General features: G+C 67.8%; 27 protein-coding genes and 2 tRNA genes. 14 read left to right on the forward strand and 15 right to left on the reverse strand.

What is annotated here, in order from left to right; translation table 11 throughout:
- Positions 1 to 53: 53 nt before the first annotated feature.
- The gene (locus C8K36_RS19735; RefSeq protein WP_107986217.1) at positions 54 to 668 is read left to right on the forward strand and encodes a dihydrofolate reductase family protein; all 615 of its coding nucleotides are present in this window, start codon (positions 54 to 56) and stop codon (positions 666 to 668) included.
- On the opposite strand, the gene C8K36_RS19740 is transcribed toward C8K36_RS19735, so the two are convergent.
- Complete coding sequence (locus C8K36_RS19740) at positions 662 to 1,591, reverse strand: D-isomer specific 2-hydroxyacid dehydrogenase family protein (protein WP_107986218.1); 930 nt, start codon at positions 1,589 to 1,591, stop codon at positions 662 to 664. The genes C8K36_RS19735 and C8K36_RS19740 overlap by 7 nt on opposite strands.
- Before the next feature lie 223 nt (positions 1,592 to 1,814).
- Here C8K36_RS19740 and C8K36_RS19745 point away from each other — a divergent pair, with 223 nt between their 5' ends.
- The 8 genes from C8K36_RS19745 to C8K36_RS19770 all read left to right on the forward strand — a co-directional run bounded on the left by C8K36_RS19745 (position 1,815) and on the right by C8K36_RS19770 (position 10,063).
- Positions 1,815 to 3,185, forward strand: coding sequence for a hemolysin family protein (locus C8K36_RS19745; RefSeq protein WP_107986219.1), 1,371 nt, complete (start codon positions 1,815 to 1,817; stop codon positions 3,183 to 3,185).
- Complete coding sequence (locus C8K36_RS19750) at positions 3,178 to 4,194, forward strand: hemolysin family protein (RefSeq protein WP_107986220.1); 1,017 nt, start codon at positions 3,178 to 3,180, stop codon at positions 4,192 to 4,194. Before C8K36_RS19745 ends, C8K36_RS19750 begins: the two co-directional genes overlap by 8 nt.
- Positions 4,195 to 4,328: 134 nt before the next feature.
- On the forward strand, positions 4,329 to 4,847 hold the full coding sequence (locus C8K36_RS19755) for a 2Fe-2S iron-sulfur cluster-binding protein (RefSeq protein WP_107986221.1): 519 nt from the start codon (positions 4,329 to 4,331) through the stop codon (positions 4,845 to 4,847).
- Positions 4,844 to 5,836: an FAD binding domain-containing protein gene (locus C8K36_RS19760; RefSeq protein WP_107986222.1), complete on the forward strand. Its 993-nt coding sequence runs from the start codon at positions 4,844 to 4,846 to the stop codon at positions 5,834 to 5,836. The genes C8K36_RS19755 and C8K36_RS19760 overlap by 4 nt, the downstream gene beginning before the upstream one ends.
- Complete coding sequence (locus C8K36_RS19765; RefSeq protein WP_107986223.1) at positions 5,833 to 7,932, forward strand: xanthine dehydrogenase family protein molybdopterin-binding subunit; 2,100 nt, start codon at positions 5,833 to 5,835, stop codon at positions 7,930 to 7,932. Before C8K36_RS19760 ends, C8K36_RS19765 begins: the two co-directional genes overlap by 4 nt.
- A 25-nt stretch (positions 7,933 to 7,957) precedes the next feature.
- Positions 7,958 to 8,104, forward strand: a complete 147-nt coding sequence (locus C8K36_RS24885) for a hypothetical protein (RefSeq protein WP_181319640.1) — start codon at positions 7,958 to 7,960, stop codon at positions 8,102 to 8,104.
- A 130-nt stretch (positions 8,105 to 8,234) separates the two neighbouring features.
- Entirely contained in the window at positions 8,235 to 8,360 is a 126-nt protein-coding gene (locus tag C8K36_RS25260) for a hypothetical protein (protein WP_258195505.1), read from the forward strand.
- 242 nt (positions 8,361 to 8,602) lie between these two features.
- The gene (locus tag C8K36_RS19770) at positions 8,603 to 10,063 is read left to right on the forward strand and encodes an alkaline phosphatase PhoX (protein WP_107986224.1); all 1,461 of its coding nucleotides are present in this window, start codon (positions 8,603 to 8,605) and stop codon (positions 10,061 to 10,063) included.
- 74 nt (positions 10,064 to 10,137) lie between these two features.
- Here the strand turns inward: C8K36_RS19770 and C8K36_RS19775 are convergent, their stop codons facing one another.
- From C8K36_RS19775 to C8K36_RS19795, 5 genes are all read right to left on the reverse strand, one after another.
- Positions 10,138 to 10,653 (reverse strand): HugZ family protein, encoded by a 516-nt coding sequence (locus C8K36_RS19775; protein WP_107986225.1) that lies wholly within the window; start codon positions 10,651 to 10,653, stop codon positions 10,138 to 10,140.
- Positions 10,653 to 11,474: an ABC transporter ATP-binding protein gene (locus tag C8K36_RS19780; protein WP_219910031.1), complete on the reverse strand. Its 822-nt coding sequence runs from the start codon at positions 11,472 to 11,474 to the stop codon at positions 10,653 to 10,655. The genes C8K36_RS19775 and C8K36_RS19780 overlap by 1 nt, the downstream gene beginning before the upstream one ends.
- Positions 11,474 to 12,478: a FecCD family ABC transporter permease gene (locus C8K36_RS19785; RefSeq protein WP_181319641.1), complete on the reverse strand. Its 1,005-nt coding sequence runs from the start codon at positions 12,476 to 12,478 to the stop codon at positions 11,474 to 11,476. Before C8K36_RS19785 ends, C8K36_RS19780 begins: the two co-directional genes overlap by 1 nt.
- The gene (locus C8K36_RS19790) at positions 12,475 to 13,437 is read right to left on the reverse strand and encodes an ABC transporter substrate-binding protein (protein WP_181319642.1); all 963 of its coding nucleotides are present in this window, start codon (positions 13,435 to 13,437) and stop codon (positions 12,475 to 12,477) included. Before C8K36_RS19790 ends, C8K36_RS19785 begins: the two co-directional genes overlap by 4 nt.
- A 257-nt stretch (positions 13,438 to 13,694) precedes the next feature.
- The gene (locus C8K36_RS19795; RefSeq protein WP_107986227.1) at positions 13,695 to 14,576 is read right to left on the reverse strand and encodes a phosphatidylinositol mannoside acyltransferase; all 882 of its coding nucleotides are present in this window, start codon (positions 14,574 to 14,576) and stop codon (positions 13,695 to 13,697) included.
- A gap of 275 nt (positions 14,577 to 14,851) precedes the next feature.
- Here C8K36_RS19795 and C8K36_RS19800 point away from each other — a divergent pair, with 275 nt between their 5' ends.
- Positions 14,852 to 15,187, forward strand: a complete 336-nt coding sequence (locus C8K36_RS19800; protein ID WP_107986228.1) for a hypothetical protein — start codon at positions 14,852 to 14,854, stop codon at positions 15,185 to 15,187.
- Positions 15,188 to 15,261: 74 nt separating this feature from the next.
- On the opposite strand, the gene C8K36_RS19805 is transcribed toward C8K36_RS19800, so the two are convergent.
- The 4 genes from C8K36_RS19805 to C8K36_RS19820 all read right to left on the reverse strand — a co-directional run bounded on the left by C8K36_RS19805 (position 15,262) and on the right by C8K36_RS19820 (position 17,034).
- Complete coding sequence (locus C8K36_RS19805) at positions 15,262 to 15,714, reverse strand: DUF5994 family protein (RefSeq protein ID WP_107986229.1); 453 nt, start codon at positions 15,712 to 15,714, stop codon at positions 15,262 to 15,264.
- 296 nt (positions 15,715 to 16,010) lie between these two features.
- A tRNA-Arg gene (locus C8K36_RS19810) sits at positions 16,011 to 16,083 on the reverse strand.
- A gap of 43 nt (positions 16,084 to 16,126) precedes the next feature.
- A tRNA-Ser gene (locus C8K36_RS19815) sits at positions 16,127 to 16,218 on the reverse strand.
- An 87-nt stretch (positions 16,219 to 16,305) separates the two neighbouring features.
- Positions 16,306 to 17,034, reverse strand: a complete 729-nt coding sequence (locus tag C8K36_RS19820) for a dienelactone hydrolase family protein (RefSeq protein ID WP_107986230.1) — start codon at positions 17,032 to 17,034, stop codon at positions 16,306 to 16,308.
- Between the two features lie 61 nt (positions 17,035 to 17,095).
- On the opposite strand from C8K36_RS19820, the gene hisC reads away from it, so the two are divergent.
- Positions 17,096 to 18,181 (forward strand): histidinol-phosphate transaminase, encoded by a 1,086-nt coding sequence (gene hisC, locus C8K36_RS19825; protein WP_107986309.1) that lies wholly within the window; start codon positions 17,096 to 17,098, stop codon positions 18,179 to 18,181.
- A 58-nt stretch (positions 18,182 to 18,239) separates the two neighbouring features.
- Positions 18,240 to 19,964, forward strand: coding sequence for a bifunctional metallophosphatase/5'-nucleotidase (locus C8K36_RS19830; RefSeq protein ID WP_107986231.1), 1,725 nt, complete (start codon positions 18,240 to 18,242; stop codon positions 19,962 to 19,964).
- Between the two features lie 277 nt (positions 19,965 to 20,241).
- On the opposite strand, the gene C8K36_RS19835 is transcribed toward C8K36_RS19830, so the two are convergent.
- The 3 genes from C8K36_RS19835 to C8K36_RS19845 form a co-directional block, all read right to left on the reverse strand.
- Positions 20,242 to 21,381: a Rieske 2Fe-2S domain-containing protein gene (locus tag C8K36_RS19835; protein ID WP_107986232.1), complete on the reverse strand. Its 1,140-nt coding sequence runs from the start codon at positions 21,379 to 21,381 to the stop codon at positions 20,242 to 20,244.
- Positions 21,378 to 22,214 carry a mycofactocin-coupled SDR family oxidoreductase gene (locus C8K36_RS19840; protein ID WP_107986233.1) on the reverse strand — a complete coding sequence of 279 codons (837 nt, stop codon included), beginning with the start codon at positions 22,212 to 22,214 and terminating at the stop codon, positions 21,378 to 21,380. The genes C8K36_RS19835 and C8K36_RS19840 overlap by 4 nt, the downstream gene beginning before the upstream one ends.
- Before the next feature lie 91 nt (positions 22,215 to 22,305).
- Positions 22,306 to 23,022 carry an IclR family transcriptional regulator domain-containing protein gene (locus C8K36_RS19845; protein ID WP_181319643.1) on the reverse strand — a complete coding sequence of 239 codons (717 nt, stop codon included), beginning with the start codon at positions 23,020 to 23,022 and terminating at the stop codon, positions 22,306 to 22,308.
- Between the two features lie 249 nt (positions 23,023 to 23,271).
- On the opposite strand from C8K36_RS19845, the gene C8K36_RS19850 reads away from it, so the two are divergent.
- Entirely contained in the window at positions 23,272 to 23,724 is a 453-nt protein-coding gene (locus C8K36_RS19850) for a nuclear transport factor 2 family protein (RefSeq protein WP_107986235.1), read from the forward strand.
- A gap of 50 nt (positions 23,725 to 23,774) precedes the next feature.
- On the opposite strand, the gene C8K36_RS19855 is transcribed toward C8K36_RS19850, so the two are convergent.
- Both C8K36_RS19855 and C8K36_RS19860 read right to left on the reverse strand, forming a co-directional pair.
- Entirely contained in the window at positions 23,775 to 24,257 is a 483-nt protein-coding gene (locus C8K36_RS19855; RefSeq protein WP_107986236.1) for a nuclear transport factor 2 family protein, read from the reverse strand.
- A 94-nt stretch (positions 24,258 to 24,351) separates the two neighbouring features.
- A complete protein-coding gene (locus C8K36_RS19860) occupies positions 24,352 to 25,389 on the reverse strand; it encodes an NADP-dependent oxidoreductase (protein WP_181319644.1) in 1,038 nt (345 codons plus the stop codon).
- 111 nt (positions 25,390 to 25,500) lie between these two features.
- Here C8K36_RS19860 and C8K36_RS19865 point away from each other — a divergent pair, with 111 nt between their 5' ends.
- Positions 25,501 to 26,094: a TetR/AcrR family transcriptional regulator gene (locus tag C8K36_RS19865; protein ID WP_107986237.1), complete on the forward strand. Its 594-nt coding sequence runs from the start codon at positions 25,501 to 25,503 to the stop codon at positions 26,092 to 26,094.
- The last annotated feature ends 20 nt before the right edge of the window (positions 26,095 to 26,114 follow it).

Genomic DNA, 26,114 nt, shown 5'->3' on the forward strand with positions numbered 1-26,114 from the left:
CGATCGACGAGTCCATACCCGCGAGACCGTGAACGACAACAAGGAGCGAACCCATGCGCATCGTGGTCAGCGAGTTCATCAGCCTGGACGGCGTCGTGCAGGCGCCCGGCGGCCCCGACGAGGACACCGACGGCGGTTTCGCCCACGGGGGCTGGTCGCACCCGTTCTTCGATCCCGAGGTGGTGGGCGGGGCCTTCGCCGACGTGCTCGGCAAGGCCGACGCGCTGCTGTTCGGACGCCGTACGTGGCAGACGATGGCCGCCGCCTGGCCCGACCGCGCCGGTGACCCGTTCGCCGACCGGATGAACTCCATCCCGAAGTACGTGGTGTCGACGACCCTCACCGACGAGCAGTTGAACTGGAACAACACCACCCGCATCCCGGGCGGCGACGCCGTGGCCGCGCTCCGGAAGCTCCGCGATGCCGACGGCGACGCCCACGGCGGCGATCTGGTGGTGATGGGCAGCCCCACGCTGGTGCGAACCCTGTTGAGCGAGAACCTGGTCGACGAACTCCGGCTCATGCACATGCCGGTGGTCCTCGGTGGCGGCAAGACGATCTTCCCCGACGACGGTGGCCTGCGTGCGTTCGAACTGGTCTCCGCGACCACCGGAAGCGCGGGCACCCAGGTGTGCACCTACCGCGCCCGCACCCCCGAAGGTCAGTAGCCCGCCGCCGGATCGATCCGCGCCGCCAGCTCCTCACCCGCGACGAAGCGCCGCACGTTCTCGGCGACGTGGTCGGCGAACGCGCTCAACCGCACCGACGGCGGGTTGGAGTCGTGCGGGGTGATGATCGCGTTCGGCAGCGTCCACAGCGGGTGACCGTCGGGCAGCGGCTCGGGATCGGTGACGTCGAGCCCCACTCCCCCGATCCTGTTGTCACGCAAGGCGTCCACCACTGCGTCGGTGTCGACTAGCGGGCCACGCGCCACGTTGATCACCCACGACCGGGGACCGAGCTTCGCCAGCTGCGGTGCACCGACGAGGTGTTGGGTGTCGGACGTCGACGGGGCCGCGATCACGACGTGGTCGACGCGTCCGAACACCTCGTCCACCCGGTCCGCGGTCACGACCTCGTCGGCGCCGGGGACCTCGCGGCCGGAGCGGTTCACCGCGATCACCGTCGCTCCCACCGCGGTGAGCATCGGGATCATGGTCCGGCCGATGCCGCCCGCACCGATGATCGCGACGCGGGCCCCGCGCAGGGTGCCTACCTTGTCGAAGAACTCCTTCTGACGCCACGTGGTGGCCGCGAGGTGCTCGGGCAGCGCCCGCACACCCGCCAACAACAGCGCGAAGGCGTGCTCCGCGACGCTCGCCGAGAAGGCGCCCGCCGCCGAGGTCCACAGGAGGTCGGGGTGCCGCTGGATCACCCCGGCGTCGAACCAGTGCTCGACACCGGCCGAATGCAGCTGCACCCAGCGGATCGACGCGGGCAGCTCGCCCGGGAACCGGGTCGTGTCGTCGCCCGCCCACACCAGCGCCTCAGCCTCCGCGAGGTCGACGATTCGGCCGCCGCCGCGGGCGACGGCGTCTGCCAGCAGCTCGTCGGGCTCGGGTCCCAACGCGATGGGAATCGATGTCGTCACGGGCTCTCCTCACACGGCACGGTCCAGGTGTCGGGACCGCTGTTCGCGCAGTCGCTCACATCGGGACCCGACTCCGGAACCATACCGATGGGCGATTCGTCCTATTTTCGTAGGAAGTTCCGACCGACAGAAAGAAGGCCATGAGACGCAGGCCGCGTAAACCTCGAAGACCCGTCGACCAACGTGTGATCATGACTGACACCCCGGCTGTGGAGGTGGCGTCGTGCTGACCCTGCTCGGAATCGTCGCCGGTGTCGCCGTCGTCCTGGCGATCACCACGCTGACCGGCTACTTCGTGGCCCAGGAGTTCGCCTACATGGCGGTGGACCGGTCCCGGCTCAAGGCGCGCGCCGAATCCGGCGACGCCGCCGCCGTCCGCGCCCTGGGCGTCACCCGCCGCACCTCGTTCATGCTCTCCGGAGCCCAACTCGGCATCACCGTCACCGGCCTGCTGGTCGGTTACGTCGCCGAACCGCTCATCGGCCGCGGCCTCGGCGAACTGATGGGCGGCATCGGAATCCCGACAGGTGTCGGAATCGCCGTCGGCGCGATCCTCGCGGTGCTGTTCTCCACCGCCGTGCAGATGGTCTTCGGCGAGTTGTTCCCGAAGAACCTCGCCATCGCCCGGCCCGAACCCGTCGCTCGGCGCCTCGCGCTGTCCACGACGCTCTACCTCAAGCTGTTCGGCTGGCTGATCTGGCTGTTCGATCAGTCGTCGAACCTGTTGCTGCGCGCGCTCAAGATCGAACCCGTGCACGACGTCGAACACTCGGCGACACCCCGCGACCTCGAGCACATCGTCGCCGAGTCGCGTGACGCCGGCGAGCTGCCGCGTGAGCTGTCGACGCTGCTCGACCGCATCCTCGACTTCCCGACCCGCACCGCCGAGCACGCCATGATCCCGCGGGCGCGGGTCGACGTCGTTCGCGCGGGCGAACCGATCGGCGACGTCGTGGCGCGGATGGGCGCCGGGCACACCCGCTACCCCGTCGTCGGCGCCAGCAGCGACGACCTGCGCGGCGTCATCCACCTGCACGACCTTCTCGGCGCGGATCCGGTCGGCACCGCCGCCGACCACACCCGGCCGGCGGTGATCGTGCCGGCGACGCTGCCGCTGCCCGACGTCCTCGCCCAGCTGACCGCCGCGAAGGACGAGATGGCGCTGGTGATCGACGAGTACGGCGGCTTCGCCGGCGTCGTCACCGTCGAGGACATGGCAGAGGAACTGGTCGGCGAGATCGCCGACGAACACGACCCCGACCACGAGGAGACCGAGGTGGTCGCCGTCGACGGCGGCTGGCTGATCCCCGGCGGCGTGCACGTCGACGAGGTCGCCCGCGTGCTCGACGAGCACCTGCCCGAGGACGACGACTACGAGACGTTCGCGGGCCTCGTGATCGCCGAGTTCGGGGGACTCCCCCGGGTGGGCGACACCGTGACCGTCCAGCTTCCGGCCGACCCTGCCGACCTCGTCGCCGACGAGCCACCACCGCCGACCTACCTGGACGTGGAGGTGCGCGCGGTCGACAAGCACGTGCCGTCGGCGCTGTTCGTGACCGTCCGCACCGACCGGAAGGACGCCGTCGATGAGTAACCCCTGGATCGTCCTCGCCGTCACCGTCGTACTGATCGCCGCGAGCGCCTTCTTCGTCGCGGTCGAGTTCGCCCTCATCGCCGCGCGCCGACACCGCCTCGAGGACGCGGCTCCGAACAGCCGTTCGGCCCGCGCCGCACTGCGCAGCGCGTCCGAACTGTCGGTGCTCCTCGCGGGCTCGCAGCTGGGCATCACCGTCTGCACCCTCGCGCTGGGCGCCGTGACGAAACCTGCTGTGCACCACTGGCTCACCCCCGCCTTCGCGGACTGGGGCGCGCCGCTGTGGCTGGCCGACGTCGCCGGATTCGTGCTCGCACTGATCATCGTGACGTTCCTGCACCTGGTGGTCGGCGAGATGGCGCCGAAGTCGTGGGCGATCGCCCACCCGGAGAGGTCCGCGACGATGCTCGCGATCCCGATGCGTGGATTCATGTGGCTCACACGGCCGCTGATCGTGGCCCTCAACCGAGTCGCGAACTGGTGCCTGGCAAAGGTGGGCGTGCAGGCTGTGGATCAGGTGGCGTCCGGCCAGGACCCCGAGGCGCTGCGGCACCTCGTCGAGCACTCGGCGACCGTCGGCACCCTCGACGAGCGCTACCACGGGCACCTCACCAGCGCGCTGGAACTCGAGTCGCTCACCGTCGGCGACATCGTCCGACCCAATGACCGACCGAGCAGCGTCGACGCCGACGCACCCGTCGAGCGAATCCGCGAGACCGCCGACGCCAGCGGGCACCTACGCCTGCTGGTCCGCAACGGCGACGACGTCGAGGGCGTCCTGCACGTCCGCGACAGCATCGGATCCGGGCCCGACGTCCGTGCCCGCGACCTGATGCGTGACGTGCTCACCCTGCAGGCGGCGACCCCCGTCTACGAAGCGCTCGCGACCATGCGGAACACCCGCAGCCACATCGCGATCGTCCGCGACGACGCCGGGCAGCTGATCGGGTTGATCACCCTCGCCGACGTCCTGGCGCGGCTGATGCCCATCACGGGCGCCGCGGCCTGATCGACGGACGCGGCGGAACCGGGAGTGACGCCCGGTCCCGCCGACGTCCACTCCTCCGGTGCGTACTTGGCGACGCACTTCCGCTCCGGTGATCCCGAGGTTTCCGCCCGCAGATCTCGGGGTACTCCCTCCGCATGGAGATGCGTGTGACCCTCTCTGTGGACGGCGCCGAACGCACCGTCACCGTCGACACCCGCACGACGCTGCTCGACGCGCTCCGTGACCGCCTCGGCGTCTTCTCACCCAAGAAGGGCTGCGACCACGGCCAGTGCGGCTCCTGCACGGTACTGGTCGACGGCCGACGGGTGACGACGTGCCTGTCACTCGCCGTGGCACAGGACGGCGCCGAAATCGTCACGGCGTCCGGACTGTCGGACTCCGGCCTCCACCCTGTCCAGCAGGCGTTCATCGATCAGGACGCCTTCCAGTGCGGCTACTGCACGCCCGGCCAGGTGTGCTCGGCGGTAGGGATGCTCGCCGAGGTGGCAGACGGGGCGCCGAGTCATGTGACCGAGGACCTCACCTCCGCACCGGAGTTGACCGACAACGAGATCCGCGAACGGATGAGCGGCAACCTGTGCCGGTGCGGCGCCTACCCCAACATCGTCGCTGCCGTCCGGCAGGTCGCCCACGAGAACGCTGCCGACAGGTGATTCCGTTCCGCTACGAGCGCCCCGCCGACGCGGCCGCGGCGGTGGCGCTGCTGCACGAGAATCCGGGCGCGAAGTTACTGGCCGGCGGGACCAACCTGGTCGATCACCTCAAGCTCGGCATCGCCACCCCCCAACTCGTAGTGGACATTTCGCGGATTTCACTCGATTCCGTCGACCCGACAGACGACGGCGGGCTCCGGATCGGCACCAACGTACGCAACAGCGACCTGGCCGCGAATATTGTTGTTCGCGAACGCTATCCGGCGCTGTCACGAGCCCTGTCCGCCGGCGCGTCACCACAGTTGCGCAATCTGGCCACGACGGGCGGGAACCTGCTCCAGCGAACGCGGTGCGTCTACTTCCAGGACGTGTCGACGCCGTGCAACAAGCGACAGCCCGGCACCGGGTGCTCGGCGGTCGGTGGATTCACCCGGCATCACGCCATTCTGGGCGCCTCGGACGCCTGCGTCGCGACCCACCCGTCGGACATGGCGGTGGCGCTCGCGATGTTCGACGCTCAGGTGCTGGCGCTGGGCACCGACGGTGAGCGGCGCATCCCGGTGACAGAGTTCCACCGGCTTCCGGGACGCGAACCCGACCGGGACACCGTGCTGGAATCCGACGAGATGATCGTCGCGGTCGAGCTGCCGGCACCGATGCCGGGTGCGGTGTCGTCGTATCGGAAGGTGCGCGAACGCGCGTCGTACGCATTTGCGCTGGTCGCCGTCGCCGCGGAACTGGGACTCGACGCCGGAGTCGTCACCCGTGTCCGCATCGCCTTCGGCGGTGTGGCGCACAAGCCGTGGCGGGCCACGCGCGCCGAGGCGGCATTGCGTGGGCGCACCGCCGACGTCGACGCGTTCGCCGATGCGGTCGACGCCGAACTGGCGACGGCACATCCCCTGGACGGCAACCGATTCAAGGTCCCGCTGCTGCAACGCACCGCCGTCGCCGTGCTGCGAGAACTTGCCGGGGAGGCGGCGCAGTGAACGCCATCGGCAGCTCCCTCCCGCGCATCGACGGCCCCGCCAAGGTCACCGGAACGGCCCCGTACGCGTACGAGCATTCCGTGGCCGCCCCCGTGTTCCTGCACGCGGTCACCTCGACGATCGCGCGCGGATCCATCGTGGACATCGACACCACCGCGGCCGAAATGTCCGACGGGGTGCTGGCGGTGCTCACGCCGTGGAATGCGCCGCGCCTGACGGACACCACGGACGGCGAGTACTGCGTACTGCAAGACCTGACCGTGGGCTTCCGTGGGCAGCCGATCGGCGCCGTGATCGCCGAGACCCCGGAGCAGGCCCGTCACGCGCAGTCCCTCGTGCGCGTCCAGTACGACGTCCACACTCACGACACCACATTTCGTACGGACGCAGCGGGCATGTACCTCCCCGACTCCGCCAACGGCGGCTACGACACCACCACGGAGGCGGGCGATCCGGACGGCGCCTTCGCCGAGGCTCGCACCGACGGCGTGACCGTCGACGGCTGGTACACGACGCCGGAAGAGCACAACAATCCGATGGAACCGCACACGACCATCGCGCTGTGGGACGAGGCCGAACAGTCGCTGACGCTGTACGACTCCACGCAGGGACCGCACGGAGTCGCGGACACGCTCGCGCCGGTTCTGGGGTTGTCCCCGGAGCAGATCCGGGTGATCGCGCCGCATGTGGGCGGCGGATTCGGTTCCAAGGGCGCCCCGCACGCGCACAACGTCATCGCCGCCATGGCCGCGATGACATTGCCCGGCCGAGCGGTGAAGTTCCCGGTGACCCGGCAGCAGATGTTCGTCTTCGTCGGCTACCGTCCACCGACGGCGTCGCACATCCGGATTGCGGCGAACCACGACGGCGGCATCACGGCGCTGGTGCACGATGCGTACTCGCAGAGTTCGCACACCAAGGAGTTCGTCGAGCAGACCGCGGTCCCGTCCCGGTCGATGTATTCGGCCCCCCATCGGCGCACCTCCCACCGAGCCGTGGCACTCGACGTTCCGGTGCCGTACTGGATGCGCGCACCGGGTGAAGCCCCCGGCATGTACGCGGGCGAGGTGGCGATGGACGAGCTCGCCGAAGCCTGCGGAATCGATCCCATCGAGCTGCGGGTCCGCAACGATCCGTCCGTCGACCCGGAAAGCGGCAAGCCGTGGGCGTCGCGCCGTCTGGTCGAGTGTCTGCGCGAGGGTGCCCGCCGATTCGGTTGGGGAGCCCGGCGGCCGGCGGGGAGTCGGCGTGAAGGCGACGCGCTTGTCGGCTTCGGCGTGGCGAGCGCCGCCTATCCGCACATGATCAATGCGGGTTCGAAGGCGAGCATCCGACTCCGCGAGGACGGTCGGCTGGGCGTGCAGATCGACGCCGTGGACATCGGCACCGGCACGTGGACCACGCTCACGCTCATCGCCGCCGACGCTCTGGGGTGCCTCCCCGAACAGATCGCACTCGAGATCGGGGACACCGCGTTGCCGTACGGAACCGTCGCGGGAGGATCGTCCGGGACGTCATCGTGGGGCTCGGCGATCCTGGCGGCCGCACACAAGTTCCGCGCCGAGTTCGGCGACGATCCCCTCCAGGGGGCCGAGGTGACCGCGGAATCCGACACCGAACCCGACGACAACTACAGAATCCATTCCTACGGAGCACATTTGATCGAAGCCCGCGTCGACGTACACACCGGCGAGATCACCGTTCCGCGCATGCTCGGAGTGTTCTCGATCGGCCGGGTCGTCAACCCGCGCACGGTCCGTTCTCAACTACTCGGTGGCATGACGTTCGGGATCTCGATGGCGCTGCACGAGGAGAGCGTCCGCGACGGCCGGTTCGGACACGTCGTCACTCAGGATCTCGCGACGTACCACTTTCCCACGAACGCGGACATCCGGGACATGGATGCGATCTGGCTCGATGACATCGACCAACGCGCCACCCCGATGGGCTCGCGCGGCGCCGGCGAGATCGGAAATGTCGGCAGCGCTGCCGCCGTCGTCAACGCCGTCTGCAACGCGACCGGGATCCGCGTGCGCGAACTGCCGATCCGCGCGGACGACCTGCTCCCCCACCTGCCGGACATTCGAGAGATCTGAAACGACCGACCGATGGGCCGACGACATGAGCGTCTCCTGGAATTCCCTGATTCCCGGCGCGATAGCCGTCGGGCTCGGACGAACCCCGTTCGCGATCTTCTGGGTGGTGGTCTTCACCGCCCTCGCCATCGGCGTGGTCGCGGCAGTGCTGCCGTCGAGCTGGAATCGATGAGAGGCCCGCCCCACCAGGGTTGATTTCGCGGGTGAATTCCAGGGTAGGGCGCACACTTCGTCCCTACCATGCGGTAACTTGCGAGCGCGCGGTTCGCGCAATCCAACAAACACATGGATGGGAAGCAGTTATGGGTTCTTCCGAGTTCGCTACGTCTGTCGCCGAGGTCAAGCCGGTCGTGAGCGGCGTCGCCACCGCGCTCACCGCGATCGCCACGATCCTGGGCGTGATGGGCACACTGGCTTCCTTCAGCTGATGTGAGCTCGCGACGGCCGCAGCGCCATCGCGCCGTCGCGCCACCACTACTTTCGAGAATCCCCCACCAGCGCTGCCGGTGGGGGATTCTCCATGTGCGGTCCGTAACAGCATGCGAAACAACAGGATCGACACTACGAAGTTCCGGACCGGTTCACCGGCAGTCCATCCAGCCGCATTCTGTCGTTGTGGTTGCCGACTTACCTTCCTCTCGACCTTGATCATCGAAAGGGAGGCCGCACAGTGCCTACGTCACCGCTCAATCGCCGCACGTTCCTCGAGCGCACTGCCCTGGCCGGAATCGGGGTGACGCTTGCGGGCAGTGTCGGCACCCTGTTCCGACCTGCTCTCGCGGGCGCCGCGCCCGCCGGCACGATCGGCTTCGGCCCGCTCGTCGCCGACCCCAACGGGATCCTCGCCCTTCCGAAGGGCTTCTCGTACACGATCGTCTCCCGCTCGGGTGAGACGCTGCTCGACGGCGGTGTCCCGTTTCCGAGCGATCCCGACGCGAACGGCGTGTTCGCGAACGGCAGCGGCACCACGATCGTCACCAACCACGAGGTCGGCGGCAACGAACCGTACGGCGTCCCGGTGGTCGACGGCCTCACCTACGACCCGGGTGCGCGCGGCGGCACCACCACGACCGCGCTCGACCGCAGCGGTGTGCGCCAGAAGCAGTACGTCAGCGTCGCGGGCACCGTGAACAACTGCGCGGGCGGCATCACCCCGTGGGGCACCTGGCTCACGTGTGAGGAGACCGAGGCCCGCGCCGGATCGAACGGCTTCACCCTCGCCCACGGCTACGTCTTCGAGGTCGACCCGGCGAGCCAGGCCGCGAACGTCGGCAAGAGCCCGATTCCGCTGAAGTTCCTGGGCCGGTACGCCCACGAGGCGGTCGTCGTCGACCCCGCATCGAGCGCCGTCTACCTCACCGAGGACGCCGGGAACCCCAACGGCCTGTTCTACCGCTGGACACCGCCGCAGGGCTTCGTCGGCGGGCCGGGTGCGTTCCACGCGCTCGCGCAGTCGCCCGGCGGGGATACCGCCGGCACCCTGCAGGCGATGAAGTGCTTCCTGAACGGCACCCACGTACCCGACCTGGCGCAGGCGACCGCACCCGGCGTCCGCTACGCCGTGCAGTGGGTCGACGTCCCCGACCGTGACGCGAAGACCACCTCGGTGCGCAAGCAGTTCACCAACGACCAGGTGACCCGCAGCCGCAAGCTCGAGGGCCAGTGGTGGGGCGACGGCGGCGCCTACTTCGTCGCCAGCTTCGCCCGCACCAGCGACGGCAGCGTCGCCGAGCACGACGGGCAGGTGTGGTTCTACGACCCCGCCACCCAGACGGTCGAGCTGAAGACCCTGTTCGGCGTGAACCCGGATCCGTCCGTCGACACCGGAAACTACGACGGCCCCGACAACATCACCGTCTCGCCGCACGGCGGCCTGATCCTCGCCGAGGACGGCGACGGCATCAGCCACCTGATCGGCGTGACCGAGAGCGGCGAGCCGTTCTCGGTTGCCCGAAACGAACTGAACGAGAGCGAGTTCTGCGGTCCGGCCTTCAGCCACGACGGTAGGACGCTCTACGCCAACATCCAGACCCCGGGCATCACCGTCGCGATCCGGGGACCGTGGCGACAGTCGACGGGATCGTCCGTCGGCTCCTCCTTCGGCTCACTGGATCTGCCGTTCGGTTCGTAGAACGAATCCTCACCCAGTGAAACGACTGTTGCCCAGCTCGATCGCGAGCTGGGCAACAGACGGACACCTCTGTGTCAGTTGGCTTCTGCAGCGACCGGCTTCTTGTCGATGACGACATGGTCGAATCGGGTGCCGTCGAAGCTGACGTCGAACGCCTTGCCGAAGCCGACGACGTAGCGGCCGTCCTGCGGCGTCAGGCGGAACAGATGGAAGTCGAGGGTGCGCAGCAACTTGACCATCTTGGGGTTGGACTTGTCCCCGAACTTCTCGAAGACGGCGTCGTGGCCCTCTTCCTCCACGCGCTCGACCGTGCACGCGAAGCTGGCTCGTTCGACACCGAAGATGTTGGCGGAGGCGGCTTCGTCGGCGTGGAAGAAGACATGCGCGGTGTCCGCCCGGCTCAGGTACCGGAAGTGGTCCGCGATCTCGCTCAGGTAGACGTACAGCGCGCCGTCGTGCCCGGCGAACGGTGCGATCGACTGGAAAGGCTGACCGTTCTCGTCCGTCGTCGCGATGACGACAGTCTTGCGGTCGACGAGAAAATCGCGGTAACCGGCCAAGGACTGTTCGAGTTCTGTTGCGGAAAGCATCAATTCTCCTCTGAGATAGGAACGGCCACGGGAATGTTCCATTGCCGTCGGACCAGGTGAATGCGGGGCTGCGAGGTGACGGGGTGCTCCTCGACCTCGGCTTCCATGCCGTACACGTCACGGATCAGGTCGGGCGTCAGAACCTCTCTGGGCGTGCCCTCGGACGCGATCCGGCCGGAGGCGAGGGCAACGATCCGGTCGCTGAAGGTTGCCGCCTGATTGAGATCGTGCAGCACCATGAGAACCGAGATTCCCAGCGTGCGGTTGAGCGAGGTGACCACCTCGAGGACCTCGTGCTGGTGCGCGATGTCGAGATAGGTGGTCGGCTCGTCGAGCAGCAGGACCCGCGGGCGTTGCGCGAGAACCATGGCGAGCCAAGCCCTCTGGGCCTCACCACCGGACAGCTCGGCGACAGGACGGTCCGCCAGGGCTTTCAGCTCGGTGTGCGCGATGGCCCAGTCGACGGCCTCGCCGTCCTCGCCGGTGGTGCGCTCGTACCAGCGGCGGTGCGGGTGCCGTCCGTAGCCGACCAGTTCGCGCACCGTCATATCCGTTGGTGCCGTGTTCTTCTGGTTGAGCATCCCGATCGCCCGCGCGCGTCGACGCGACGACCACGACGCCATGTCCGAGCCCTCGAGCAGGACGGTCCCGGTGCGGGGGCCGAGCCGGCCGCTCAGGGCCTTGAGAATGGTGGACTTCCCGGACCCGTTCGGCCCGATGAGGGTCACCACCTCTTCGGATCCGACGGCGATCGAGACGTCGTCGACGATCTGCTTGTCGCCGTACCAGATGCCCAGTTCCCGGGCTTCGATCAGTGTCACTACGCCCCCTGGCGGCGCATGAGGTAGAGGAAGTACGGCGCACCGACCACGGCCATGACGATGCCTGCGGGAATCTCGGTGGGACTGAACACCGTCCTCCCCAGTGTGTCGGAGACCAGCACCAGCAGGGCGCCCACGGCGATGCTCATGGGGATGAGCACGGCATGGTTCGATCCCACGATCATTCGGGCGATGTGCGGCACGACCAGGCCCACGAAGCCGATGATCCCGACGGCCGCCACTGCGATTGCGGCGAGGAAGACGGCCACCAACGACAGCAAGATCCGAGTGGTGTTGACGCCTTCGCCCAGATTGCGCGCGACATCGTCGCCCAACCGCATGACGTTCGCCGAACGGATGCACAGCATGGCGACCACGAGCCCGATCACCGTGTAAGGCAGGATCATCCAGACCGAGTTCATGCCCTTGGCGGCGAGGCTGCCGTTCATCCACTGGATCGCAGCTGGCAGCCGGTCGCTGTAGCGCAGCGACAGGAACGCGATGACAGCACCGGCGAGGGCGTTGACCGCGACTCCCGCCAGGATGATGTTCAGTGGCTTGATTCCCTCGCGACGCCACGCCAGCGCGTAGACGATCACGGCGGCAATGACGCCGCCGCCGAATGCGGCGACCGGAATCATCGACTGGTAGCTCGGGGCGGCCAACAGGATCACCAGGACGAGAGCCGCGGCGCCGCTCGTGACGCCGGTCAGGCCCGGGTCGGCGAGCGGGTTGCCCATCACGGTCTGGAGGAGCGCACCCGACACCGCGATGCTCGCGCCGACCAGGAGCGCGAGCAGAACGCGCGGCAACCGCACGTCCCAGAGAATCGTGCTGAAGGAGTCACTTTCGGTGCGGCCCGCCAGGAGCGAGACGATCTCTCCCGGGGAGATGTGCACGCTGCCGAGACCGAGGCTGACCAGAGTGACGACCGCGAGCAGGGACCACGCGATGGGGAGGGCCCACTTCGCACGCGTGCGAGTGGCCGTCGACGGAGAACTCACGGGTAGAGCAGACCTGCGAGGGCCGGGACGGCCTGTGCGAGCTGGCCGACCGAGGTATAGCCGAACGTCGAGTAGTCCAGCACGTGAATACGGCCATTCGCGTACGCGGGCAAGCTCTTCCAGGCAGCGTTCTTCGCAACCTCGGCATCGAAGGCAGCCTGGCTGTCGGCGACGTTGCCCGAGCGCAGCACCAGCACCACATCCGGAGCCGCCGCGATGATGTTCTCCAGGTTGACGGCGCTGTAGGTTTCCTTGGCCTTCAACGCCGACACCGCGATGTTGTCGGCGCCGGAGAGGTTGATGAGGCTGCCCAGGAAGGAGCTGTCGTTCATCACCATGAACGAATCGGTGGCCCCGATCAGCACCAGCACCTTCGGGGCGTCCGTCGACGCGCCGGCCGAGGCGAGCGTCTGCTCCTGATCGTTCATCGTGTCGATGATCTTGTCGGCCTGATCCGTGCGATCGAAGGCCGCGCCCAGCACCTCCACCGCGAACTTCAGATCGCCAAAGCTGTCGGTCTCGAGAAACGCCGACGGTGTCGTGGTGGACGCCAGACTCGCCTCGACCGTGCTGCGCGAGGACTCGGCTGCGATGACCAGGTCGGGGGCAAGGGCGACGATCTTCTCCACGTCGGGCGCCATCGTCGAACCGATGCGGGGCACACCGTCGAGCGCGGCGGGGAGCTGCTGCGTCGTGGTGGATGGGACGCCGGCGACCGGAATGTCGAGCAGCGTGAGAATCTCCGCGAGAGGAACGGACGCCGCCACCACTGTCTTCGGCGGGGTCGCGGGGAACTGCGCGAGAGCCGCCTCGAGCTTCGCCGTGGCCTCGGCCGCGGTGGTCGTGGACGTCGAGGCGGTCTCCGCGGAGACGGGAGCGTCGGTGCTGCACGCGGTGACCCCGCCGACCAGCGCAAGTCCGACGCACAGCGCTGCAATCGGCGCAAAACGGTATCGCACGGCGGTGCTCTCCTTGGGGTCGCGATGTGACATCTTCGAGATAAATTAGGGCAGACTACCCAAAGTGAGTTCAGCCTAGCCTGTGAATATTCAGCACGGCTCCCGGGACTGTCAAATCAGGGTTGAAGTGTTCGCGCTGGCCACGACGGATACCCGACAACCGGGCACGAGAAGGCCCCACCGGCATTGCTGCGCACACGCGAAGGGGCCTGGGGCACTTGGACTTCCGATCACGTCCTACTCCGAATGGCGGCGTGTTACCGGCCTCGAGGGAAGTCGGCGGTCCACACCCGTTGCAGCATGTGCCAGTCGGCCGGGTGCGCCGCAATACCGGTCGCGAACTGGCTGGTCATTGCCTGCGTCGTGTGCCGCAGTCCACCACGTGTATCGATCGGCGTGCCGACGTGGAAGCCCCAGCCGTCGGGCGTGAACCAACAGTTGACCGGCAGCAGTGGCGCACCGGTGTCGATCGCCAGCCGAGCCGGCCCGGCAGGCATACGGGTCGGTTCACCGAAGAAAGTCACCGGCACGCCCGTCCCCGCCACATCGCATTCGGCGAGTAGCCCGACGATCCGCCCCTGCCGTAGACATGCGGCCAGCTGCTCGAACGGCGGTTGCGCGGCCCCGGTGAGCGGGATGATCTCGAAACCCAGACTCTCACGGAACCGAACGAAACGCTGGTAGAGCGATTCGGGCCTGAGCCGCTCGGCGACGACGACAGGTGGACCCACCCGCTGTGCCAGCCATACGCCCGCCATGTCCCAGTTTCCGCTGTGATGTAGGGCCAGAACCGCACCGCTGCCACGGTCGACCGCCTCGTGAATGTTGTCGAGCCCTGTGGCCGTGGATTCGATGCCTTCAGCCAGCCGCACCGGATCCATTGACGGCAGCCGGAAGGCTTCGCACCAGTAGCGGGCGTAGGAACGCAGACTCGCATGCACGAGGTCGTCGGGCACCTGCGCCGGCGTGGTGGACAGCACCCGAGCCAGATTGCGCCGCAACTGGTCCGGTCCGCCGCCCCGTGCCGCACGATCGGCCGCGAGGTCGAACAGGCGCCTCGCCCACCGCTCGGGTAGGGCGCGCACCAACCGCCAACCAGCCGCGTACCCGACGTCCCAGGCCCGGTCCCCCGGATTCACCGGTCGCACCCGGCGACGGAAGCCGCAGGAGCACAAGAGAGGTCGCTCCTGATCCGCGGGGGATGACATCCCAGCCTCATCCTTCGAGTGTCCTCTCCCATGCGACACAGGGGAACGGCTTTCGCCGCGACCTTCGAGCACAGCGCAGGAGGGCGCCGGATCCGGAGTGAACGTCGGGATCGTCCGACCGTGCTGCCAGGGGCTGTGGTGTGAAGCGATCGAGAAGCGGGTATGCGTCCTACGCTCCTGGCCACCCCGTTCCGACTGGAGTCGACATGCTTGTGATCATCGGACTGATTCTCCTCGTCGCAGCCGTCGTGATCGCGATCGCCGGAGTCCTGACCAACGGCGGCACCGACCATGCGATAACCGACGACTTCTCGATCTTCGGGTACCACGTGACCGGATCGACCGGGACGCTCTTTCTCTACGGCATCGTCGTGGGCGCGGTCGGAGTGGTCGGCCTCGCGCTCCTGCTGGCCGGTGCCCGGCGGTCCTCCCGACGAGGACGCGCGGCCCGCAACGAACTCGACCAGATTCACCGCGCCGACAGCGCACGGGCCGATCAACAGCGCAATACTCCGCCTCCGCCGCCGGAGCAGGGTGCGTGAATCAACTCGTGCCTGAGCACAATTCGAATCGGGCCCAACCCGATCGCCCCGGGACCGCCTCGATTCGGGATGCTCTATGCGACCCTGTAGCCGTCGTCGACCAGCGCTCGCATGTCTTCGTAGGCGCGTTGCGGTTGGGTGTTCGGTGGAATCACCACCAGGAGCGTGCCCCGTCGATCGGCGCCGATCAGACACATCACCCCAGCGGGCTGCCCCGGCAGTGGTCCGATGAACCGGATCCCGTCGGTGTTGTCGATTCGTCGCTGATTGACGCTGAGCATGTCCCAGTCGAACGCGATCCGCTCGATCGGCCCGGTTCGGGGTGTGAGCACGGCGATCAGATCGTGCAGCTGGGCGGTCAGGTTCGACGTCCATGGCCACCAGGCACCGGCGATCTGCCCGGACCCCGGATTCTGACCGCACAAGACCAGTCGCGGAGTACGGGTCGGGATGGGGAACGGCTGTAGACCGTCTGCTGTCTCGACCTCGTAAAGGAGGCCATTCACCAGATCCAGCTGTCGCGTCATGGCTGGCGCTCCTTCATCGGGGGACGAAACCGATCGTTGTCCGACCGATGCACTGCCGTACGAAGACCCGCCGGCGACCTAGCACCTCGATACCTTCAGCCTACGCGTCACCCATCCCGACGCAGTGGCCCGAGGAAAGCGCGCCAGACGAACGGCCCGGTCGTGAGCCTCGGCGTTCGACAGACCCGTGAAGCGTGAGCCCGCCCACAACGTCACCATCGACGGCAGGGGCACCCCCCTTGCGAGAGCAAGAAAGCCCCTCATCAGCATTGCTGCTGATGAGGGGCTTCCTGTTGTGCGCCCGAAGGGATTCGAACCCCTAACCTCTTGATCCGTAGTCAAGTGCTCTATCCGTTGAGCTACGGGCGCATGGTCTATCTTCAGTTGTACTGGACCCACGAAAGGACCAGTGTGGCGGAGGCGAGAGGATTTGAACCTCCGGTCCCCTTTGAGGGGGACAACTCATTAGCAGTGAGTCCCATTCGGCCGCTCTGGCACGCCTCCTTGGGGGCCGGCTCGTTTCCGATCCGCCGGGCGAAACATTACACAGGGATCGCCAGCAAACGCAAAACGGCTGGTCAGTGGCCACACCTACCTCAGATTGCCGTCGAACCAGTCGAAGATCCGACGTTGGGCGTCGAGGATCGCGACCACCAGGGGATCGTCGTCGTCGGCCGACGGCTCCCGGACGGGCGGCTCGTCGGCGCGGTGCGCGAGTCCGACGTAGCTGACGATGTTGGTGGGCGCGTCGGCCTTCGCGACGGCGTCCCGCAGCCGCTCGACGTGCTCGGGCGGGGTCCGCGGATCGTCCTCGCCGTAGAGGCCCAGCCACGGAGCTTTCAGTGCGGGCGCGGCGTCTACGAGCGTGGGGGTGTCGTCGGCGAGCGGTTCGACGATGCCGCCCGCCGCCACGCTCACCGCGGCCCCGACCGGACGATTCGTCGCGACGAGCATCGCGGCGGTGCCGGCGTCGTCGAAACCGAGGACGCCGACGCAGTCCGCATAGACACCCCGTTCGACGAGCCAGTCGAAGGTGGCGTCGAAGTCGTCGAAGAGGCTCTGGCCGAACACCTCGATATTGCTGTGTGCCGGTTCGTGATGGAAAAGGTGAGGGGCCGCCACCACCCAGCCCTCCGCGGCCAGCGCCCGCATGAGGTCGAGCAGGGCCGGGCCGAATTCGCGTGATTCGTGCAGGAGGACGATGCCGCCGCGGGCCGGACGATCGGGTTCGACGGCGGTGATCGGCACCCGGTCCCGCGACCCCGCGGGGGCGTCGGCGGCAGAGCGCAAAGGGGCGTCGTCCCGGAAGATCCCCGGCATGAATCAACCTTGGCACGACCGCGTCGGCTGTGCACGCGATCCCGGGGCGCATAATCGCATCGTGACCCCCGTGACCCGCGCAGACCTCGCATCCATTCCGACCTATGTGCCGGGCCGCAGTTATCCCGGGGCGATCAAACTGGCCAGCAACGAGACGACGCAGGGGCCGCTGCCCGGCGTCGCGCAGGCCATCGCCGACGCCGCCGCGACCGCGAACCGCTACCCCGACAACACGTCGGCCGCCCTGGTCCGCGCACTGTCCGAGACGCTCGGGGTGCCGACGGAGAACATCGCGACCGGATGCGGTTCCGTGGCGCTGTGCCAGGAACTGGTGCAGGCCACGTGCAACGAGGGCGACGAGGTCATCTACGCGTGGCGGTCGTTCGAGGCGTACCCGGTGGTGACGAAGGTGGCCGGCGCGGTCTCCGTCCCGGTGCCACTCACCCCGGAGCACAGCCACGACCTGGACGCGATGGTCGCCGCGATCACCGACCGCACCCGCCTGATCTTCGTGTGCAACCCCAACAACCCGACCGGCACCGCACTGGGCCGCGACGAACTCGAGCGCTTCCTCGACGCCGTCCCGGCGCACATCGTCGTCGCGCTCGACGAGGCGTACTACGAGTACAACCGCTCCGGAGTCGACGGCGTCGAACTGGCCCGCACCCGCCGCAACGTCGTGGCGCTGCGCACGTTCTCCAAGGCCTACGGGCTCGCGGGGGTCCGCGTCGGATACGCGGTCGCCGACCCGGCGATCATCGCCGCCCTCGCGAAGGTGCACATCACGTTCAGCGTCAACGCCGTCGCGCAGGCTGCGGCCATCGCGTGCCTCGGCGCGCGGGACGAGTTGCTGCACCGCACCCACGACGTCGTCGCCGAGCGCGACCGGATGCGTGATGCGCTGCTCGCCGCCGGCTACGACGTCCCGGTCACGCAGGCCAACTTCGTGTGGCTGCCGCTGGGCGAGCGTTCCGCCGCGTACGGCGAGGCGTGCGCCGAGGTCGGCGTGCTCATCCGCCCGTACGGTGTCGACGGCGTCCGCATCACCATCGGCGACCCGCACGAGAACGACGCCTTCCTCGCCTTCGCGACCTCGGCGGCCGCGGAGCGACTCGCCGGGGTCACGGCCGAGTCGACCACGGCGTAATCCAACCGTTATCGGCCGACGGGGACACCGTCACCTTTTCGTTGGCAAACTCATCCCGGTGTGCCGACCAGGAAGCGATACGCCCGGACGCCGGAGCCGCGGCCGGGCGATCGTTCTCGCGACGGCACTCGGCGCATCGCTGACGGTCGGCGCCCACACCGCGGAGGCGCGGCCGTCGGATATCGAGAAGGTGCCCGTCCGCCTCCTCGCGATCAACGACCTGCACGGCAGCCTGCAGCCCCCCAAGGAGGCTCGGGCCCAGGTCTCGCGGCCCGACGGCCCCACCGTCGAGGCCGGCGGGGCGGCCTACCTGGCCGCCTACGTCCGCCAGTTGCGCGGGCAGGCCTCGAACTCGCTGCTCTACTCGGTGGGCGACAACTGGGGGTCCTCCCCCATCGAGTCGGCACTGTTTCACGACGAACCGGCGGTGAACCTGCTCAACATGCTGGGCGTCGACGCCGCCTCGATCGGCACCCACGAGCTCGACGAGGGCTTCGGCGAGTTCCGGCGCATGCAGACCGGCGGCTGCCACCCCGTCGACGGCTGCCAGTTCGAATCCGAGTTCGCCGGAGCACAGTTCCCGCTGCTCGCGGCGAACATGACCTTCCCGGACCGCACCCCCGCCACCCTGCCGTTCGCGGTGAACTACGCCGACGGGGTACCCGTCGGGGTGATCGGCGTGATGCCGTCCGACGCACGGTCGAAGGTCGCGGTCGAGGGGGTCGAGGGGCTCGACTTCGGCGACGAACTGACCGCCATCGACCGCACCGCCGAGACGCTGGACTTCCTCGGCGTGCACGCGATCGTCGTGCTGCTGCACCGCGGCGACGAGCAGACCACCGGTGGCCCCAATTCGTGCGATCTCGCCGACGGCCCGGCCCGGGCGATCGCGACCCGGGCGACGCCGCTGGTGGACGCGATCTTCACCGCCGACAGTCACACCCAGTACAACTGCACCGTCGACGATCCGGCGGGTAATCCTCGTCCGATGATGCAGGCGGCGTCCCACGGCCGCATCGTCTCGGTGGTGGACATGACGCTCGATCGGGCCACCGGCGAGGTGAACCGCGAGAGCACGCAGGCTTTCAATCAGATTGTCACCCATGACATCCCACCTGATCAGACGGTGACCGACCTCGTCGACCGGGCAGACCTGCAGTCGGCGGAGGTGGCCCGGCGACCCGTCGGCGCCGTCACCGCGGACATCACCCGCGAACCAGGCCCCACCGGGGAGAGTCCGCTCGGCAACCTCGTCGCCGACGCCCAACTCGAGGCGGCCCGCGGGCGCGGCGCGCAGATCGCCCTCACCAACCCCGGCGGCATCCGCACCGATCTGCTGTACGGCGCCGACGGCACCGCCACCTTCGGGGACGCCTACCAGGTGCAGCCATTCGTCAACTCGCTCGAGGTCCGCACCCTCACGGGAGGACAGCTGAAAGACGTTCTCGAACAACAGTTCCAGGTTCGATCCGACGGATCGACACTAGAGCTCATCCTTGCGCCGTCGGCATCGCTGACCTACCGGGTGGACCGCGGCGCACCCATCGGTTCGCGCATCACCGACATCCGCGTCGACCGCATTCCCGTCACACCGGACGCCCGCTATCGGGTGGCGGTCAACAAGTTCCTGGCCGACGGCGGCGACGGCTTCACCGCCCTGCGCGGTGGCACCGAACCCGCGTCCGCCGGAAACGATCTCGACGCGCTCACGGCCTACCTCGAAGCCCGGTCACCGGTGGCACCCCCGCCGCCGGACCGCATCACCGTCGTAGCCCCCAACTAGCCTCGCCGATTCTGCCAGAGATCTGCCAGAGCGAACCAAGCTGGCCCACAGGTCCGCGGAGCAGTATGGCCAGTGCGCAACCGCGTACCTCTCCACGACGAAAGGCTATGTTTCCCATGGACCTGAGCTACCTCGCCGAGTTCTTCGGCGCCTTCTCCGATCTCTTCGGCGCCCTCGACTTCTTCAGCGGATCACTCGGCGCCTGAGCTCGGTGACACCGACCGTGGGGCTGCGTGTGTGATGTGGCGCGCAGCCCCACAGTCGTATCCGATCGGAGTCAGCCCCGACGGGCCAGATTCTCGGCCACTTCACGCTTCCACGATTCGACGGGACGAGTCGTGTCCAATTCGAACTCGAAGCGGTTCACCATGTCCGGCTCGACATCCGCGATGTCGACGTAGAACTGCTCGTACCACCGCCGCTGCTGGTAGACCGGTCCGTCCTGCTCACACAGCAAGGGGTTGTCGATCCGAATCTTGTTGCGCCAGATCTCGACGTCCTGCTCGAAGCCCTTGGTGATGAAGGCACCCATGTTCTCCGCCATCTTCTCGGCCGCGGCGGCATCGAGATGCTCGGAGTTCCTGACGATCACGCCGTAGGTGAGGACGAAACTGTTCGCGTCGATCGGATAGTGGCAGTTCAGCAGCACCGACTCGATGTCGAATCGATCGTAGTGATAGGTCAGTTCGTCGATCATGAAAGACGGGCCGTAGTAGGCCGCCGACGAGCTGTTGCCGACCAGTTCGGGCTCGCCGTCCTTACTGGGCGGGCGGATGTCCTCACGGCTCACGCCGTTCATGTGCTGAGCTGCAACGTGCCCCTCGAAGACGTTCTTGAAGTACGTCGGGAACGAGCCGTGCACATAGAAGAAATGTGCCATGTCAACGTTGTTGTCGATCAGCTCACGGCAGTTCGTCTGCACAACAGTCTGTTTGAAGCCCTTCCAGTCCGTCCACTCGTCCGATGTCGCGCCCGGGATCCGGGGCGGCGCAACTTCCGCCGGTGGCGGTCTACCCTCGGGATCGTTGTAGACGAACAGCAGACCGTCCTGGTCGAGGGTGTGCCACGACCTCGTCTTCGCGACGGGGGGAACCCTTCGGGCATAGGGAATGTCGGTGCAGCGGCCGTTGCCGTTCCAGCGCCAGTCGTGGAACGGGCACGCCACCGAGTCGCCCTTGATCTCGCCCTGGCTCAGGTCACCGCCCATGTGCCGGCAGTACGCGTCGAGCGTCCGGAGTTCACCTGTGCTGTCCGCGAAGATCACCAGCTTGGTACCGAACGCCTGAATCGAGTGCGGCTTACCGTCCCGGAACTCCCGGGACAGACCGAGGCAGTGCCAGCCCCGGGCATAGCGTTCCGGCGCGGTGCCGGCCTCGATCTCGCGGAACTGCTCTTCGGCAGCGCCGGTGTCGGTCATGCCGTCACGCGGCCGGCGTGGCCGGCATCGACGGGTAGCACCGTCCCGGAGATGTGGGCCCCGGCCTCGTCCGCGAAGAAGAGAACCGCCCGAGTGATCTCGCTGGGGTCGAGCCACGGTGTCGGAATGGCGTGCAGCCCTTGCATGATGGTGGCGATATCGTCCGGACCGGGAGCATCGAGGTCCGGTCGCATGTGCCGGTAGAGAGTGTCGTTGAGGAGCATGTCGGTGGCGATGTTGCCCGGGGCGATCGCGTTGACCGTGACGCCGGACTCGGCGAGGTCGAGCGCGGCGCTCTTGGTCAGGCCGATCACGCCCCACTTCGATGCGCAGTAGGCAGCCATGTTGGTGTTGCCCTGACGCCCCAGCATCGACGAGATCGTGACGATCCGGCCGTAGCCCTGCGCGATCATCGTCGGCGCGACAGTGGCAACAGTGTTGAACACCCCGGTCAGATTGGTGCCGATCACCTCGTCCCACACCGCCGACGACGTGTCCTGCACGGCGCCCTGAACGGACACCCCGGCATTGGCGACGGCGATGTCGATCCGGCCGAACTCCGCGAGACCCTGCGCGACAGCCGACTCCATCGCCGAGCGATCGCCGGAGTCCGCCTTGACCGCGAGGCAACGGCGTCCGGTCTTCTCCACCAGGCGCACGGTTTCCTCGAGATCGTCCACGGTCGGCATCGGATATCCGACGACATCCACGGCCTCGCAGCGGTCGGTGACGATCACGTCGGCGCCGCCCTCCGCGAATGCGATGGCATGTGAGCGTCCCTGCCCGCGCGCCCCGCCGGTGATCAGAGCAACCCGTCCTTCGAAACGATTCATCGCGACCCTTCCCTCGTGTGCGGTTCGGGTCAGTGAGCCACGACGTCACCGCCGGTGGCGCGCCCATCTCGCCGCATGAGACGAACGGCGGTCAGACGGCCCTCGCCAGCGCGGCGGCGGCCTCCCGCATGACCGGCACGAGGCTCTCGGGGCGCAGTGAACCGGCGTCGCCCGCGACGGACAGGGAGACGGCGGCGCCGTCCCTCGACCGCACGGCGCAGCCGAGGCTGCCGATGGTCTGCATCTCGGCGCCGATCCCCGTGGCCGCGGTCTCGAAGGCAATGCCCTTCCGGTTCCGGATCCGGGCCAGTTCCGCGTGCAGGGCGGGCATCGTCCAGTGAGGATCCGCACCCGGGCGGGCGAGGGCGGGACCCACCACGTCGTCCACCTCCTCCGGGCTCAGCAGCGCGAGCATGGAACGGCCGCCGGCCCCTCGGTGCGCCGGAAACCTTCCCCCGACGCGTGACCGGAGCACCTGCGCGTACGGCCCGCCGATCTTGTCGAGGAAGTACTCCTGTCCACCGTCGAGCACCCCCAGGTGGATCACCATTCCGGTGCGCAGGAACAAGTCCTGAAGGATGCCGCTGGCGCCCATGCGGATCCGGGCGTGGTCGGCTTGAGGACCGACCGCACCGAGAGCGCGGGGTCCGAGGCGGAAGTTTCGCCCCCACCGGGTGAGCCAGTCCAGGTCGATCATCTCGACGATGATCCGGTGCGTGCTGGACCGGGGCAGCCCGGAGCGGCGTGCGATCTGGTCGAGGCTGAGATCGACGTTCGGGTCGTCGAACGCGTCGATGATCCGCGTCATCCGGGTCAGGAGGGACTCCCGACCGGAGCGTCGTACCGGCACCGCAGACATGGCTTCTGTGCCCTCCACTCGACTCGGAGCGCCCTACACGGCCCGTCCGGCACAGTGTAGTGAGCTACGCCACGAATTCGACCGCATCGCCACTCTCGGTCCCGGAAACGGGTTGTCCCGCGAGGTGAGATGGTGCCGCGCCGACACGCCCGCAAACCATATTGTCCCGACACCGAAACACGCACGCGAGGAGATGAAGTGACCGACACCGACATCGGCCGAATCGAACGCATGGTGGCGTTGGCGCGTGAACATGCGGCGGCCGAGTCGCGAGGAGACGTGGAAGGGACGTTGGCCACGCTCGAGAGCGACTGCCTGTACGAGCTGCAGCCGGCGGGCCTCGCCTTCCGCGGCCTGGACGCGGCAGCCGCGGCGTACCGGCACTTCTTCGCGGAGTTCTCGCCGCGCAGTACCGGGACCCTGGTGCAGGAGTGGTACTCCGAAGATTGTCTCGGTCAGGAGTACCGCATCGATCACGTCTCGCCCGACGGCGAACGCAGCACCCACTCGGTCATCGGCATCATCACCTTCGGTCGCAACCTACTGTCCGGCGAACGCATTTATGCCACAGAGGCTTTGCAGCGCCTGATGTACGGAAACCAGGTCGTCGACGACGCCGTGCCGCTGGGCCCGGCCTTCGACGGCAACTGACCGCGATCCCACACGATCCATTCGATCGGCCTGACGACGCAGCGGTCACTTCATACGGCGTTGTCCAGGCCGAGGAAGACCTTCGCGATGCGCCACTCGCCGTCCGCGTCTTCCAGTGTGAACGTGTAGAAGCCGGTTGCGATCACCGTCGCCTTCCCGCCCGCATTCGACGTCAGCATCAGGTAGGCCGAGACCACCGCTGCGCCGGCGCCCGCACGGCGGAAGACCGTGTTGATCAGATTGTGCCGTCGCTGGTCAGTCTGCGCTTCCGCCGCCTCTCGCACCAGGTTACGAATCGCCGCGCGCCCGACGACGGGGCCCTGCTCGACGTGACCGGCGATGTCGGCCGTCCAGGTGGCGCCTTCGGTCAGAGTGTCCCCCAACGCCACGAGATCTCCGTGGTCCAGGGCGAACGCGTAGCGGGCCAGCGTTTGCTGGACCGCAAGCCGGCCGGCGGGATCGAGGTCCACCTCTCCCATCGGTGTCGTGTCGAGGTGGCTGCGTCCCCAGCCGTACGCCGCAGTTGTCGTCACATCAATCCTTTCTCATGCTCGGTCGTCGAATGAAAGATCGTGCGCAGCAACATTTGTCGCCCGACGCACACGGGGCTGGACGCGAACGCCACGTCTAGGCGTCGGAGAATCGGCGCGTTCCCTGAGCGACCGTGAGCACGATCTTGCCTTGGATGTGCCCCTGCGCGGCGCGTTCGTGCGCGGCGCGGGCATCCTCGAGCGGAAAGGTGCTGTCGATGGCGACGCGAATCGCGCCCGCGTCGAGCAGGCGTCCCAGTTCGGCGAGTTGCGCTCCGTTCGAGCGGACCTGGGCTCCCGAGACCGTGACACCCAACTCGGCCGTCTCTTCTTCCTCGAACTCGCCGAAGAACACGGGGAACAGCGCGCCCCCGCGGGCAAGGGTGCGCAGGAAGCGATTGCTCTCGGAGCCGCCGACGGTGTCGAGAACGAGGTCGACGTCGTGCACCAGATCCTCGGGACGGCCTCTGGTGTAGTCGATGAACTCGTCGGCACCGAGGCCTCGCAGGAACGACTCGTGGCGACCCGATGCCACCGCGATGACACGTGCGCCCTTCCACTTCGCGAGTTGCAGCGCGAGGTGTCCCACTCCGCCCGCGGCGCCGTTGACGAGCACCGTCACGTCGGGACCGAGGGGCACCGGGCGATGCTTGGCCGCCTGGAAGGGCGAGGGATGGTCATGCCCGACCTCGATCAGGAACTGCCATGCGGTGAGCCCGGACATAGGCACGGCGGCAGCCTGCACGTGATCGATACCGGCCGGCTTCAACGCGAGATCCGACGCAGGCGCGGCCACGTACTCGGCGTAGGTGTGGCCGTCGAAACTGGGGAAGCGGAGGAGGCCGAAAACTTCGTCACCTACGGAGAATCCGTCCACATCCGCGCCGACGGCCTCGACCACACCCGACATGTCCGTCCCCGGGACCACGGGCAGGTCGAACGCCGGCCTCGTCTCCGGGGGCAGGTTGGACATGCCGTCGCGCAGGTACCAGTCCGGAGGATTGACGCCGACCGCGTGCACACGAACGAGCACCTCGCCCGGCCCCGGATCGGGAACCGGCACCTCGTCGTAATGGAGTACATCGGGACCGCCGTGCTCATGTAGCCGGATCGCCCGCATCGTGTTCGTTGCCATCGATTTCTCCTGCTCGTGCATCGAGATAGACTCATTCGGATCAGCGATCCACATAAATGGATCACTGATCCGAATATACGGACCAGTGATCCACATAGTCAAGGAGAGCGGATGCGTGCCGACGCGCGAAAGAACCGCGACCACCTGCTCGCAGTAGCGGGCGCCGCCATCGCCGAGCAGGGCGTCGACGTGTCACTGCGCGACATCGCACGCCGAGCGGAGGTCGGACTTGCGACGCTGTTGCGTCACTTCCCCACCCGCGAGGCACTGCTCGACGCACTGCTCCGCACGAGCTTCGACGAACTGACGACCAAGGCCGACGAGCTCGAGAAGTGGAGCTCACCCGAGGACGCTCTCGTTTCGTGGCTCCGCGACTGCGTCGTGTGCGCAACCGAGTACCGGGGGGTGACGACGCTGATGGCAGCCGCCATCGAGGACACCGATTCCGCACTCCACGATTCGTGCGTCGCCATGCGCGCAGCCGGTGCCCACCTCCTCGTCCGCGCCCAGGAGGTGGGCACCGCGCGGACCGACCTCGATGGCACCGATCTCTTCGCGCTGGTGGCGGCGCTTTCATGGCTCGGAGATCAACCCGCGCTCGCGCCGCGCACCGATCACCTCTTCGATGTTGTCGCGAGCGCGATCCTGGCGAGCGCAGGCAGCAGCGATGCCGGGCGGGGACGTCCCCCGCAGAATGTCAGCTGAATCGGCACGCGCACAACGGC

The organism is Rhodococcus sp. OK519, from assembly GCF_003051005.1.
Taxonomy (GTDB): Bacteria; Actinomycetota; Actinomycetes; order Mycobacteriales; family Mycobacteriaceae; genus Prescottella.

Bases quoted from the DNA above. Each gene is read 5' to 3' on its own strand.
- C8K36_RS19835 (WP_107986232.1), bottom strand. From the start codon at position 21,381: ATGACCGACACCGGCGCTGCCGAAGAGCAGTTCCGCGAGATCGAGGCC.
- C8K36_RS19860 (WP_181319644.1), bottom strand. From the start codon at position 25,389: ATGGCAACGAACACGATGCGGGCGATCCGGCTACATGAGCACGGCGGT.
- C8K36_RS19845 (WP_181319643.1), bottom strand. From the start codon at position 23,022: ATGACGCGGATCATCGACGCGTTCGACGACCCGAACGTCGATCTCAGC.
- C8K36_RS19775 (WP_107986225.1), bottom strand. From the start codon at position 10,653: ATGCTTTCCGCAACAGAACTCGAACAGTCCTTGGCCGGTTACCGCGAT.
- C8K36_RS19840 (WP_107986233.1), bottom strand. From the start codon at position 22,214: ATGAATCGTTTCGAAGGACGGGTTGCTCTGATCACCGGCGGGGCGCGC.
- C8K36_RS19735 (WP_107986217.1), top strand. From the start codon at position 54: ATGCGCATCGTGGTCAGCGAGTTCATCAGCCTGGACGGCGTCGTGCAG.
- C8K36_RS25260 (WP_258195505.1), top strand. From the start codon at position 8,235: ATGGGTTCTTCCGAGTTCGCTACGTCTGTCGCCGAGGTCAAGCCGGTC.
- C8K36_RS19800 (WP_107986228.1), top strand. From the start codon at position 14,852: ATGCTTGTGATCATCGGACTGATTCTCCTCGTCGCAGCCGTCGTGATC.
- C8K36_RS19755 (WP_107986221.1), top strand. From the start codon at position 4,329: ATGGAGATGCGTGTGACCCTCTCTGTGGACGGCGCCGAACGCACCGTC.
- C8K36_RS19865 (WP_107986237.1), top strand. From the start codon at position 25,501: ATGCGTGCCGACGCGCGAAAGAACCGCGACCACCTGCTCGCAGTAGCG.
- C8K36_RS19805 (WP_107986229.1), bottom strand. From the start codon at position 15,714: ATGACGCGACAGCTGGATCTGGTGAATGGCCTCCTTTACGAGGTCGAG.
- C8K36_RS19750 (WP_107986220.1), top strand. From the start codon at position 3,178: ATGAGTAACCCCTGGATCGTCCTCGCCGTCACCGTCGTACTGATCGCC.
- C8K36_RS24885 (WP_181319640.1), top strand. From the start codon at position 7,958: ATGAGCGTCTCCTGGAATTCCCTGATTCCCGGCGCGATAGCCGTCGGG.
- C8K36_RS19820 (WP_107986230.1), bottom strand. From the start codon at position 17,034: ATGCCGGGGATCTTCCGGGACGACGCCCCTTTGCGCTCTGCCGCCGAC.